Source organism: Aureimonas frigidaquae (genome assembly GCF_001463905.1).
GTDB lineage: Bacteria > Pseudomonadota > Alphaproteobacteria > Rhizobiales > Rhizobiaceae > Aureimonas > Aureimonas frigidaquae.
This window is the reverse complement of sequence record NZ_BBWR01000017.1, coordinates 1-12,400: the sequence shown is the minus strand read 5'-3', so window position 1 is coordinate 12,400 and position 12,400 is coordinate 1. Positions and strand designations below refer to the sequence as shown.

The 12,400-nt window shown below is 66.2% G+C and carries 13 protein-coding genes; 3 read left to right on the top strand and 10 right to left on the bottom strand.

Annotated features, from left to right (window positions below; all coding sequences use genetic code 11):
• Positions 1–10: 10 nt before the first annotated feature.
• From AUL30_RS16150 to AUL30_RS16135, 4 genes are all read right to left on the bottom strand, one after another.
• Entirely contained in the window at positions 11–499 is a 489-nt protein-coding gene (locus tag AUL30_RS16150) for a tripartite tricarboxylate transporter TctB family protein (RefSeq protein ID WP_062228938.1), read from the bottom strand.
• Positions 496–1,449, bottom strand: coding sequence for a Bug family tripartite tricarboxylate transporter substrate binding protein (locus AUL30_RS16145; RefSeq protein WP_062228937.1), 954 nt, complete (start codon positions 1,447–1,449; stop codon positions 496–498). The genes AUL30_RS16150 and AUL30_RS16145 overlap by 4 nt, the downstream gene beginning before the upstream one ends.
• Before the next feature lie 113 nt (positions 1,450–1,562).
• Positions 1,563–4,025, bottom strand: coding sequence for a sensor histidine kinase (locus tag AUL30_RS16140; RefSeq protein ID WP_062229106.1), 2,463 nt, complete (start codon positions 4,023–4,025; stop codon positions 1,563–1,565).
• A complete protein-coding gene (locus AUL30_RS16135; RefSeq protein ID WP_306302740.1) occupies positions 4,012–4,752 on the bottom strand; it encodes a response regulator transcription factor in 741 nt (246 codons plus the stop codon). Before AUL30_RS16135 ends, AUL30_RS16140 begins: the two co-directional genes overlap by 14 nt.
• Before the next feature lie 296 nt (positions 4,753–5,048).
• On the opposite strand from AUL30_RS16135, the gene AUL30_RS16130 reads away from it, so the two are divergent.
• Positions 5,049–5,300 carry a hypothetical protein gene (locus AUL30_RS16130; RefSeq protein WP_157070247.1) on the top strand — a complete coding sequence of 84 codons (252 nt, stop codon included), beginning with the start codon at positions 5,049–5,051 and terminating at the stop codon, positions 5,298–5,300.
• Between the two features lies 1 nt (position 5,301).
• On the opposite strand, the gene AUL30_RS16125 is transcribed toward AUL30_RS16130, so the two are convergent.
• The 4 genes from AUL30_RS16125 to AUL30_RS16110 form a co-directional block, all read right to left on the bottom strand.
• Entirely contained in the window at positions 5,302–6,780 is a 1,479-nt protein-coding gene (locus AUL30_RS16125) for a CYTH and CHAD domain-containing protein (protein WP_062228935.1), read from the bottom strand.
• Positions 6,781–6,861: 81 nt separating this feature from the next.
• A complete protein-coding gene (locus AUL30_RS16120) occupies positions 6,862–7,932 on the bottom strand; it encodes a Gfo/Idh/MocA family protein (RefSeq protein WP_062228934.1) in 1,071 nt (356 codons plus the stop codon).
• The gene (locus AUL30_RS16115; RefSeq protein WP_062229105.1) at positions 7,929–8,714 is read right to left on the bottom strand and encodes a ThuA domain-containing protein; all 786 of its coding nucleotides are present in this window, start codon (positions 8,712–8,714) and stop codon (positions 7,929–7,931) included. The genes AUL30_RS16120 and AUL30_RS16115 overlap by 4 nt, the downstream gene beginning before the upstream one ends.
• A gap of 178 nt (positions 8,715–8,892) precedes the next feature.
• Positions 8,893–9,114 carry a hypothetical protein gene (locus tag AUL30_RS16110; protein WP_062228933.1) on the bottom strand — a complete coding sequence of 74 codons (222 nt, stop codon included), beginning with the start codon at positions 9,112–9,114 and terminating at the stop codon, positions 8,893–8,895.
• A 203-nt stretch (positions 9,115–9,317) separates the two neighbouring features.
• Between AUL30_RS16110 and AUL30_RS16105 the strand changes: the two genes are divergently transcribed.
• Positions 9,318–10,262, top strand: coding sequence for a Gfo/Idh/MocA family protein (locus tag AUL30_RS16105; RefSeq protein ID WP_062228932.1), 945 nt, complete (start codon positions 9,318–9,320; stop codon positions 10,260–10,262).
• On the opposite strand, the gene mnmA is transcribed toward AUL30_RS16105, so the two are convergent.
• Positions 10,259–11,440: a tRNA 2-thiouridine(34) synthase MnmA gene (gene mnmA, locus AUL30_RS16100; protein ID WP_062228931.1), complete on the bottom strand. Its 1,182-nt coding sequence runs from the start codon at positions 11,438–11,440 to the stop codon at positions 10,259–10,261. The genes AUL30_RS16105 and mnmA overlap by 4 nt on opposite strands.
• A gap of 232 nt (positions 11,441–11,672) precedes the next feature.
• On the opposite strand from mnmA, the gene sciP reads away from it, so the two are divergent.
• On the top strand, positions 11,673–11,966 hold the full coding sequence (gene sciP / locus AUL30_RS16095) for a CtrA inhibitor SciP (RefSeq protein WP_062228930.1): 294 nt from the start codon (positions 11,673–11,675) through the stop codon (positions 11,964–11,966).
• A 163-nt stretch (positions 11,967–12,129) separates the two neighbouring features.
• On the opposite strand, the gene AUL30_RS16090 is transcribed toward sciP, so the two are convergent.
• Positions 12,130–12,400 (bottom strand): outer membrane protein (locus tag AUL30_RS16090; RefSeq protein ID WP_157070244.1); only part of this gene is annotated, 271 nt, incomplete at its 5' end.

Sequence of the window (12,400 nt, the reverse complement as noted above, 5' to 3'; positions counted from 1 at the left end):
TCCGCCATGGTCAGATGAAAAGGGATTCCAGCGGCCCGGCCGGAAGGCGCAGACGCAGGAGACCGAAGAACACACCCCAGACTGCGAGCGACAGGAGGATGCCGATGGGGATCGTCTTCCACAATTGCCGTTTGCCGAAGGCACGCGCCGTCGCGGCAAAGAGCAGGCCCGTCGCGATCGAGAAGCCGGCCGCATGCAGCAGCAGCGCCTGCGCCGCGAGCCCGCCGACGATCCAGGCGATGGGATCGATCTTGTCCACGTCCCGCGCCGGAAAATCACCGCGCCAGGCTTCGACCATGGTCCAGGCCGCCAGGACCAGAAGTGCGGCGGCGATGGCATAGGGAAAGGCCGTCGGGCCGATCTGGGCGTAAGCGCCCCCGCTGAGCTGGCTGGCGTCGATGCCGACGACAAGGCCGAGCACGCCGAGCGCGATGCCGATGGCAAACGCCGCCCGGTCGGGGCGGCGCTGTCCGGCTTGTTCCTGCCGAAGATCGGTCATCCCTTGACGAGCCCGATCTTGGTCAGGATCGCACGGGTGTTCTCGATATCGGTCTGAAGCTGCGTCTTGAACGCATCACCGGCCAGGAACGCATCCTGCCAGTTGTTGCGCTCCAGAACCGCCTTCCACTCCTCGCTCTGCACCATCTTCTCGATGTTGGCGGTAATGGCGGCGGTCTCTTCGGCCGTGATGCCGGGCGCGGCCGACACCATGCGCCAGTTCTCCAGCGACACGTCGTAGCCCGCTTCCTTCAGCGTCGGCGCGTCGACGCCCTCGATCCGATCGTCGGTCGTCACCGCCAGGATCCGCAAGGTGCCGGCCTGGATCTGGGACTCGAATTCCCCGTAGCCGGAAATACCCGCAGCGACCTGCGCCCCCAGGATCGCCGCCAGCGCTTCGCCGCCGCCGGAAAAGGCGATGTAGTTGATTTTGGTTGGGTCGACGCCTGCGGCATCGGCAAAAAGGCCGGCCGCGATATGGTCCGTTCCGCCCGCCGAGCCGCCGGCAATGGCAACGGCGCCGGGGTTTTCCTTCAGCGCGGCAGCCAGGTCGTCGATGGTCTGGAACGGCGAGGATGCCGGCACGACGATGGCCTCGGCCTCGCCCGTCAACCGCGCGATCGGGGTCACCTCGGCCAGGGTCACCGGTGAATTGTTGGTCAGGATCGCGCCGACCATCACATAACCGCCGACGATCAAGGCGCTCGGATCGCCTTCCTTGCCGCGGACGAATTGCGCGAGCCCGATGGTGCCGCCGGCGCCGGGAACGTTCACGACCTGCACGTCGCTGGCAATGCCGGTCTCCTGGAGCACGGTCTGCATGGCGCGGGCCGTCTGGTCCCAGCCGCCGCCCGGCGATGCCGGCGCCATGATTTCGTAGGATGCAGCCTGCGCGAAGGCGCCGCTGGACATACCCGCCGCCAGCATGGCAGCAGCGATGAAACGCTTCATGTCTTCCTCCCAGATGCGCGTTTGAGCGCAATTCCTTCAACCTGCGGCTCCGCTCCAACCGGACGACCGCATGCTTGGAACAAGTCTAGGCGAAGCGACCTGTCGTTATCCTGTCATGGGCCGACGATCTCGAGCCAGGTTTCCAGAAAGCGGGCCCGGCGCTGCCCGTCCAGGGCGACCAGCAGCCCCGGCCCGAGCCCGATCGGCTGCACGGTACCGCGCCCCATCATGGCGATCGTGTCGGATGTGTGGGCGCCGACCGTTCCGGGCATCACGGCGCCGAGCGCGATGGGCCCGGCCAGGATGGCCTGCCCTTCGGCAGACAGGACGAAGTCGACGAAACGGCGCGCCAGTTCCGGCTGCCGTGCCCCTTGCGGGATCAGCATGGTGCGCGTCAGCACGAGCACGTAATCGTCCGGCACTACGACGCCGATCTCCTGCCCGGCCGCCTGGCGTGCCAGAGCATAGGAGCCGAGCACGTTGTAGCCGAGCGCCAGCTCCCCACTCTCGATCCGATCCAGTATGTCCGGGCTGCTGCCCGACAGGATCGCATCCACATGCCCGAACGCATTGGCCAGCCGCCAGAAGTAGGAGGAGATCGCCTGATCCTGCGCCGCGAGCAGGTAGCCGACCCCACTCGTGGCGATATCGTAGGTCGCGACCTTGCCGGCAAAGCGGGCCGGATCGCGCTCCAGGAGCTCGGCCAGCGCGATGCGCGTGCGCGGCACCTCCTGCGGCTGGACGAGCCGCCGGTTGTAGACGATGACGGCCGGCTCGAAGGTGAAGCCGAAGACCTCGCGCCGCCACTGTGCCCAACGCGGCAGACTGGCAAGCGCAGGCGCCTCATAGGCCTGGGCGAGCCCGTCATTGGCAAGCTTGACCTGCAGATCGGCCGCCGAACTGATGATGAGGTCCGGCGCCGGATCGGCCGTCCCGGCCACCACCTCCTCATAGATCGGCAGGGTCTCCCCTTCCTCGTAGCGCACGGAAATGTCGGGATTGACCCGCTGGAACCCTTCGATGAGCGGATCGAACAGCGGCGTGTCCGTGGTGCCGAGGATTGTCAGCGTCTGATCGGTCCGGCCGGACGGGGCGGTCTTGATGCCGCCTGCGTGCCCCTGCTCCGGCAGCACCAGGAGCGCGGCCAGAAGCATTGCCGAGCCGACCGCAGCCAACCCCCGGGAATTCTGTCGCGCCGGGGAACCGGTCCGCCGTGCGGGCAAGCGCACGCGCGCGGTCAGCCCGCCGCCCGGCGTATCGTCGAGTTGCAGGCTTCCGCCGGATGCCGCCACCACGCGCGCCACGATGGCGAGGCCCAGGCCCGAGCCGCTGGTGCCCTGGCTGGCGCTGCCGCGCCGGAAACGCTGCGTCACGGCCTGCCGCTCGGCCGCGGCGATGCCGGGCCCATGATCGATCACCGACAGGACGGCAGCGCCCTCCACGGCCACCACCTCGACCAGCACCGGCCCCGGCGCATAGGTCAGCGCATTGTCGATCAGATTGCGGAGCATCTCCCGCAGGACAACCCTGTCCGCATCGATGGCAAGGCTGCGGGCCGCGCTGGGAAGATCGACATCCAGACGTTCGGAGAGATCGGGTGATAGCCGTCCAACCACCTCGTTCACCAGGTCGCCCACCAGCACCGGATCGACGCGCCGTGCCTCGAGCCGGTGCGCGACGGTGGCGTCCATCAGGAGCTGGCTGACGAGGTGGCTGGCCTGTACGGCCCCTTGATGGATGCGCTCCACGCGCCGGCGCAGCGCCGCCGGATCGTTCTCCGCCAGGGCGACCTCAGCCTGGGCGCGCAGCGACGCCAGGGGGGTGCGCACCTCGTGCGCGGCCTCGGCCACCAGCGCGCCGAGCCGTTCGGTGGCCAAAGCGAGCCGGCCGATGAAGTCGTTCAGCGCGCCGACCAGTCGCCGCACCTCTGTCGGTACCGCCTCCTCGACCGGCGAAAGATCGTCGGGGGAGCGTCGGTTCAGGTTGCGCTCCAGGAGTGTCAGGGGCCGGAAGGCACGGCCAATCGCAAACCACACCAGGCCGATGGCCAGAAGCGTCATGGCGACGATCGGCAACAGCGCATTGCTCAGGATTTCCCGGGCCAGGACCGCGCGCTCGCCCTTCGTTTCGGCCACGCGGATGGTGACCCACCCGGTGCCGGAGGCTGTAGAAACGAGCCGCCCCACCGTCGCGATCCGGACCGTCTCACCCTTGAACTCCACATCGGCGTAATGCGGCCCCGCATCGGATGCGACGGGCAGGCCGGCGCCCAGCTCGCGATAGCCCGTCACGAAGCCCCCGTCCGGCCCGGTGATGGCATAGAAGACGCGGTCGTCATCGGCAAACATGGCGAAGGATGCGAGCGGCAGCTCCACAGTCACGTCCCCGGCTTCCGCCTGCACAGCGCCGGCAATGGTGAAGGCCGAGGCCGACAACAGCCTGTCATAGGCCGTATCGGAAGCCCGGCGCGCATAATCCTGGACGAAGACGATCAACGCCAGTCCGGCGCCGACAAGCAGCGCGATGGCCAGCCACAGGATGCGGCGGCGGATCGAGAAGCCGTCACTCGCCATCATCGGCGAGCCGCGCGACATAGCCGACCCCGCGGATCGTAACGATTTCCAGTGCCGCGCCGTCGAGCTTACGCCGCAGGCGCGAGACATAGAGCTCCAGCGCGTTGATGGAGACCATCTCGTCGAAGCTGAAGAGCTGAGCCATCAGGCGCTCTTTCGGCACCACCGATCCCATGCGCGCCAGAAGGATTTCCAACAGCCGGAACTCGCGTCGGGACAGTTCCACCGGGTGGCGATCGATGGCGACGCTGTGACCGGCCAGATCGACGGTGAGATCGCCATAGGTCACCAGGCTCGTCATACGGCCGGCGGGCCGGCGCAGAATGGCGCGCAGGCGCGCATCGAGCTCCCGCAGGTCGAAGGGCTTGACCAGATAGTCGTCGGCACCCCGGTCGAGAAGGCTGACCTTATCGTCGATCTCCGCCCGTGCCGTCACCACCAGGATGGGGATGGCGTTGCGCGCCCGGCGCAGTTCCTCGATGATGGATATGCCGTCCCGTCCCGGCAGCATCAGATCCAGGATAAGCGCATCGTAGGGCTCGGCACGGACGGCGTCGAGGACGGCATCGCCGCGCTGGGCCCACTCCACCGAGTGGCCCGCATTCTTCAGGTGCCGATAGACGGCGTCCCCGAGATCCTCGTTGTCTTCTGCCAGAAGCAGCCGCATGGTCGATCCGCTCCGGCTCTTTTGCGGGAAGGCCACCATAGCGCGCCCAGCCGGCCGCGTCATGCGGGGCCCACAGGCCGGATCTTGGCACGGCCCAAATTATTTTCAATTTTATGCATCCAAACGGACTCAAGGCCGTTTTTGTGTATGCCCGTTTCGGGGAAAGGGGGTTTTTAGGCAGGCATTTGTTTCAAGTCACGCGCGTTCGGGTTGTGCCGCCGGCTTCGGCCGGGATGGTACGGCCCGTTTGGTCGCGACTCCGTCCATCCGGTGGGTCGCGCGCCAATCTTAAGACGATCGACGCCCGATGCGCCGATCGGCATGCGCACCGGATGGGGCGGATCATCAGGAGTTATTGCATGAAACAGGCAGCCAAACTGCTCCAGGCTTTGCGCTGCGTTCCATCGCGTCCCATTTGCCTGGACCTGTTTCGGGACGATGAGTTCAAGCTTCTGGGCGACCTTCTGGCCAGCGGCCGGATCAAGCTCCTGGGTTCGGGGGACGGGCCGACATTCGTCGTGCTTGCCGAACACGTCACGACACACGCTCAGCGCCGTCTCGTCCAGAACGTATCCCACAGCGTCAGCCGGCCGAGGGGCAGCCTGATCTGACCTAGCGCCAGAAGGCCTTGGTGTCGGACAGGTCCGAATGCGCCGCTTCCGCGGCGTCCAGCATGGCTTTGCGCCGCTCCGGATCCGGGGCCAGATCCGCCGGCGGCGCAATGCCGATCCCCTCCAGCGTCGACGGCAGGTTCGCCATGTCGTTCAAGGCGCCCAGATGATCCTGAAACTGCTCGATGGCTGCAAAGAAGGCGCCGCGCCGACGCCGCCCGCGCTTGTCGTCGAAGAGCGGTGCGAAGAACTCCGCCGTGTAGCGCAGCTTCTTGGCCGTCTTGCGCACGGTGTGACGGTCCTCGTCGCTCAACTCCGTCAGATTGCGTCCTGCCTTGCGCACTTTCTTGCGCAGGCGGCTCAAAATGGCCGCAGAAGAGTCGCGCACGGGCTCCTGTCGCAAGGTGGCCGTCTCCGGGCGCGTCAACCAGGCGCCGGTCGACAGCCATTCCGACAAATCAAGAAGAAGACGCCGCGTCCGGTCCGATGCCAGTTCTACGCGCACCGTGTCATAGGCCGCGCTCCGCGCCTGCGCCAAGGCCGCGTCATCCAGATGGCGCGCCACGACATCGAGGTCGCGGGCATGGCCGAGCACCCCTGCCAGCCACGCCAGGTCGGCAGAGATGGCAGCAAAACGCTCATCCGCCAGCATGGCCTTGTGCACCTTCATGGCCGAGCGCAGGCGCCGAAGGCCGATCCGCGCCTGATGGAGCGCGTCGGGAAAGGTCGGGTCGATAAGGGCCTCGTTCAGGCCGAACTGGCGTATGCAGGCCGCGGCAATGCGCTGGAACGCGACGGCGCTCGTCATGTCGGGAGACAGGTCCGGCTTCTCGGATCGGGTCACCTCCCGCGCGGGGCCCAGCAGGCGGAAGCCGCGTTCGGCCTTGGTCAGCAGCCCCGGGCGCACGGGCGCGATCGCATCGATCCGGCGGGCAAGGTCGAAGAGGCTGCGCGCCGGCCCGCTGCGCAGTTCGAGCTCGAATTCGCACACCGGTGTGGATCGATCGCCGGCGATCACCGAGCCGCAATCCAGCACCAGCTCACAGGTCGCCTCGCCCTCCTCGATCAGCCAGGTCCGCCGCTCGACGCGCACCTCGAACACGGGCGCCAGGGCGCTCAGCCGCGCGCCCAGAAAGATTTTCAAAGGCGTCGTGTCATCGATCATCGGCGCCGGCCCCGGCACGGTCTGCTCCCATTCCGGCCGGGCGAACAGCCCCGCAGTCTGGCTGCCGGCCGCCTTGACCGTCTGCTTGAAGGCCCCGCCAGCGGCCCGAACCCGAAGAATGAAGCCGGCGGCACGCAGGTCGGCGTCAACCGTATCGTAGTAGATGGTGCGAATGCTCTGCCGGTCCTGCGGCGTCGCAAGCAGTTCGGCGGCCAGGAAGCGTTCCGCGCTTCCCCCGTCCACCAGCAGCTTCAGCTCAACCTCGCGTCCCGGGGCCGGCAAGGGCACGGGTGCCGAACTGTTGTCGTCCATCATAGAGCTCCGTAGGACCCACCGCATAATGGCTTTGCGCGCAGGCGATAGCATGAACCTGCGATTTGTCGTCGCAAAGACATTTCAACCAAGCGCATGTGACGGCTCCACCGGCAGCATGCGCCCCTGCGCATCCGAAACGAAGGCAAGGTCCAACAGCTTCTGGACCTCTGCCGCATGCCGGAAATCCGGCTGCCCGTTCTCTCCCGACATCAGGGCGAGCGCGAAGCGATGCTCGTTGCGGGGGGTCTGCGGACAGTCGACCATACGCCAGCTTGCCGTATCGATATCGGCTCCCGTGCAGGCGCTCAGCCGCGAGTCCTGATGGTTGGCCCAGATTTTCAGCGCGCCCATCGTGCCATGGATGACAAGGTTCAGATCGTTGAGGTTCCCGGTCGCGTAACGGGACATGTGGACGACCCCGAGCGCACCATTGTCCATTTCCACCGTCATGGCGACACTGTCGTTCACATCCAGGCGGTAATCCCCGATCCGTCCGCCATCGGCCTTGTCGAAGGTGCGCATGCGCGCATGCAGGGCGGCCACATCGAGCCCCGTGCCAAAGGTCAGAAAGTCCAGGATGTGGATGCCGATATCCCCCAACACGCCCTTCGAGCCGTGGGCGGAGGATAGCCGCCACAGCCAGCGCTCGTCGGTGCGCCAATCCCCCCAATGCCGGCCGGTCAGCCAGCTCTGCAAATAGCTCGCCTCCACATGCCGGACGTCGCCGATTTCCCCGGCCAGGACCATGCGGCGCGCCATCTGGATCGCATGCGCGTTGCGATAGGTCAGGTTGACCATGTTGATGAGACCGGCACGCTCGGCGCTTTCGGTCATCTCCAGCGCATCGCCATGGTTGAGCGCCAACGGCTTTTCGCAGAAGACCGGCTTGCCGGCGGCGATCAGCGAAAGCGTGGTGGAATGATGCGCGGCGTCGGGCGTGGCGTTGACCGCAGCATCGAAAGCGCCCCATTCGAGTGCATCGTCGAGCGACCCGAAGGACGCCTCCACCCCGTGCAGCGCGGCAAAAGCCCGCGCCCGCTCGCGATTGGTGTCGATGGCGCCGGCCAGGACGATGCCGGGGATGGCGCCGAACACCTCCGCATGACGATGGGCGATCGCTCCCGTTCCGAGGATGATCAGGCGTTGGCTCAACGGTATCCCGCCTCGCCATACTTGTGCAGCGCGGGCCCCTTGGGCGTCAGCTTTTCCCGGGCCTGGTCATAGGGCCGGTTCGGCGCCTCGGAAACGTCCTTCCAAGGCTCTGCCGGGTTGTAGGCCCAGCGCACCGCATTGCGCAGAACGCGGCGAATATCGGCATTGTGGAAGATCGGGTAGGTTTCGTGGCCGGGCTCGAAGTAGAAGATGCGCCCTGCGCCGCGCTGATAGGTCAGGCCGGAACGGAAGACTTCGCCGCCCTCGTACCAGGTGATAAAGACAGTCTCCATCGGTTCGGGCACCAGGAAGGGCTCGCCATACATCTCCGAATGCTGCAGCTCAATGGCCGTATCCACCCCTCGCGCAATGGGGTGGTTGCGATTGATCACCCAGAGCCGCGCCCGCTCACCTGCCTCGCGCCAGCGCAGCGAGCAGGGGGTGCCCATCAGCCGCCGGAAGATTTTCGAGAAATGGCCCGAATGCAGGACGATGAGGCCCATTCCTTCGGCGACACGCTGCTGGACCCGATCCACCACCGCATCGTCCACCGCGCCATGCGCTTTGTGACCCCACCAGATCAGGACATCGGTCTTGTCCAGACGCTCCTGTGTCAGCCCATGTTCTGGCTCCTGCAGCGTGGCGGTCTCGGCGACGATACCGTCCTCCTCGGTCAGGGCCTGCGCGATCGCCTGGTGTATGCCCGTCGGGTAGATCCCCCGGACGATGTCGTTTTCCTGCTCGTGGATGAATTCGTTCCAGACCAAGGCGCGGATCGTCATCATGCTCCCCCTATACTCTGCCAGGCTGCGATAGAGCCTGAAACGCGTTCCAGTTGCAAACTCCCCGTCACCAGCAAACGTTGCGTCTACGCAGTTGCAACGGGCATTCACCGCACGCAAAGGGCCCCGCGCAATGCTATGCGGCGGGGCCCCTCGATGGTCGAAAGGAACGACTGAGTCAGAGAATGCCAAGCAGGCGTGCGGCAGGTTCCGGCTCCGCCGCCTTGCGGTGCGAGCCGCCGACCGCCGGTGCGGAAACATAGGCCGCGACGCTCATCGCCTCACCCCAGCCTTCGTGCCAGGCGGCGAACTCCGGGGTCCCCGCTTCGTAGGCGCAGGCGGATTGCGGCAGGCCCCGACCATGATCTCTCTTGCCTTCTTCGAATGCGATGCCGGTCATCTCAGCCTCCGTTCTCCAGCGACGTATCGCTTCTTCGTAGGATGGCACAGACGCCACCAAATACCAGTACCGTCACATAAGATTCATCGAGCCTTCGGGACCCTCGCCCGCCGGCCGCACCTTGCGCTCCCCTTTCCCTGGCTTTACCTCAGCCGGGCTGCGGCCGCGTGCGGTCGCGCAAGCGCAGAAGGAGCGTGGAGCCGATGAGCAAGGTCGCGGTGGTGGGGTGCGGACAGTGGGGGCGGAACCATGTTCGCACATTGGCGAGCCTCGGCGCCCTCTGCGCGATCAGCGATACGGACGAAGCGCGCGCTGCCAGCCTGTCCGCCGAATATGGCGTTCCGGCCATGCCGCTCGACGCGCTTCTTGAACCTGGCGGCCCGGGCGCCCTCGTTCTGGCGCTGCCGCCACGCCTGCATGCGCCCATCGGTCAGCGCGCGCTCGCCGCCGGAAAAGACCTGTTGATCGAAAAGCCCATCGCCCTCAACGCGCGGGACGCGGAGCGAAGTGTCGCTCTGGCGCGGGAGCACAAACGCATTCTCATGGTCGGCCATGTCCTGCGCTTCCACCCCGTCTTCGAGGAAATGGGGCGTCAGATCGCGGCCGGTCGAATCGGGGCGCTGCGCCATATCGTGGCGACCCGGCTGGGCCTCGGCCGCTTTCTCGGCATGGATGTCGTCTGGGATCTCGCCCCGCACGATCTGTCTCTGGTCCTCGACCTGGCGGGCAGCCACGATGTCCGTATGGAAACGATGCGCCAGACGGTCCTGTCCGACGAAACCGATGTTGCGGATATGCGCCTGCGCTTTGCCAACGGCATCAGCGCCGAGATACACCTGTCACGCATATCGCCCTTCCGCGACCGCCGGCTGAGCGCCATCGGCACGCAAGGCATGCTCACCTTCGACGATCTGCAGCCGGAAGGCCGCAAGCTCGCCTTCTACGCCCATCGGGTCTGGCCGCAGGATGGCGTCTACGCCTTCGAGGATGCGGCCGTGGAATACCTGTCCGCACCGGGCGGCATGCCGTTGGAGGCCGAAGCCCGTCATTTCCTGGACTGCATCGCCACCCGCGCCGAACCGCGCACGGGGCCGGACGAGGCGGCCCTCGTCGTCAAGCTTCTGGAAGCGGCCTCGCCCCGTGCCTAGCTGGCAAGCGCGGTGCGGTTTGCATCGACAGTGTGGCCGGGCTCTGCCGCCCGTTCCGCGCGGGCAATGACACCGCCGCCCAGAACGGCGCAGCCGGCACCATCTCCGGCATAGAAGGCACAGGCCTGGCCGGGCGATACGCCCTCTTCCCCATGCGTCAGTTCCACGAACGGCCCTTCATCGTCCAGGCCGAGCCGCGCCGGCGTGGGTGCCCGGGTCGAGCGCACCTTCACGAACAGCTCCGTCTGCGCCGCTGCTGCCGCATCGAAGGTGCCGGCGCCCAGCCAGTTGACCGCCCGCAGCCGCAGGCGGCCCGTTGCCAGCGCCGTGCGCGGCCCCACGGTCACGACGCGGCGCTGCGCATCGATCGACACGACATAGAGCGGCTCGCCGGCCGCCACGCCGATGCCCTTGCGCTGTCCGACGGTAAAGCCGACCACGCCGTCATGCCGGCCCAGCACACGCCCGTCCAGATGCCGGATCTCCCCGGGCTCCCCGGCATCGGGGCGCAGCTTCTGGATCACGTCCGTGTAACGACCATTCGCCACGAAGCAGATATCCTGGCTGTCGGGCTTGGCCGCGACACCCAGGCCATGGCGCTCTGCGATGGCGCGGGTCTCCGGCTTGGTCAGTCCGCCCAGCGGAAAGCGCAGGAAATCCACCTGCTCCTGCGTGGTGGCATACAGAAAGTAGCTCTGGTCCCGGGCAAGATCGACCGGCCGGTACAGGCGCCGATGCGCCCCGTCCTGCCGGCTCTCGATATAATGACCCGTGGCCAGCACATCCGCGCCCAGATCCCGGGCGGTCGACAGGAGGTCCTTGAACTTGACCGTCTGGTTGCAGGCGACGCAGGGGATCGGCGTCTCGCCGGCCATGTAGCTGGCCGCGAACGGGTTGATGACCTGCTCGCGGAACTTGTCCTCATAATCCAGGACATAATGCGGAATATCCAGGATTTCGGCCGTCCGCCGCGCATCGTGAATATCCTGCCCTGCGCAGCAGGCGCCCGCCCGGCGGGCGGATGCGCCACCGTCATAGAGCTGCAGGGTAATGCCGATGACCTCATAGCCCTCGGACTTCAGAATCGCCGCGACGACCGATGAGTCGACGCCGCCGGACATAGCCACGACCACGCGCGTCTGCGCGGGCGGCTTTGAAATGTCGAGACTGTTGCGCATCGCCGTTTAACGGGTTCCCGGTTCTTGGACACGACCGCAATGTCAAAGGATGGCCGCGCCATATGGCTTGCGCGGACATATAGCCTATCTGCCGCCGCATGGCGATGCCGGCCAGCTGACGAGATCGGTTAAGACTCGTTATCGATTTGTTACGAGGGGGTTAGCGATTTTTTTAAAGGCGTTGGTCTAGCGTGTCTCTGCGATTGGGTCCTTGCAATGTGTAGAGAGTACAATGACCGATCAGGTTAGACCGAGAGTGAAATACGTCATCGGGCCGGATGGTAGCCCGCTGACGGTGGCGGACCTACCGCCATCCAACACGCGCCGATGGGTCATTCGACGCAAGGCGGAAGTCGTCGCTGCCGTACGCGGCGGGCTTCTCAGCCTTGACGAGGCTTGCTCCAAATATACGCTGACGGTGGAAGAGTTCCTGTCCTGGCAGGCATCCATCGACCGGCACGGTCTTGCGGGACTGCGGACCACGCAGCTCCAGGAATATCGCAAGAAGACCGAGCTGCGCCACTAGCGCAGCCTGCCACCTACGAAAATGGAGCAAGGCGCCCTCGTGGCGCCTTTTCTTTTGCGCCTTCCCTGCCCTTCGGCCAGCAACGAAACCCGGTGCAAAACGCAAAAGAGGCCCCCGGTTTCCCGGGAGCCCCTTTCAGACTGTCGCCAGTCCTTCGTGCTTCTTAGTTGAAGCGGAAGGAAGCCTTGGCCCACACGGTGTGGAAGTCGAGGTCCGAGGACGACGAGGTCGAGAACGTCGTCGGGCCTGCCGGCGTGCCGGCAACCGGGGTGTAGTCGACGTTCAGGTTCGAGTCGCCGAGGTCGGTGTAGAGGTACTCGACGCCGAGCGAGAAGTTCTGCGTCACGAGGTACTCGACGCCAGCGCCGACCGTGTAGCCGACGTCGTCCGTGTCTTCGGAGACGGAAACGTCGTAGGTCGTGCCGCCGATCGTG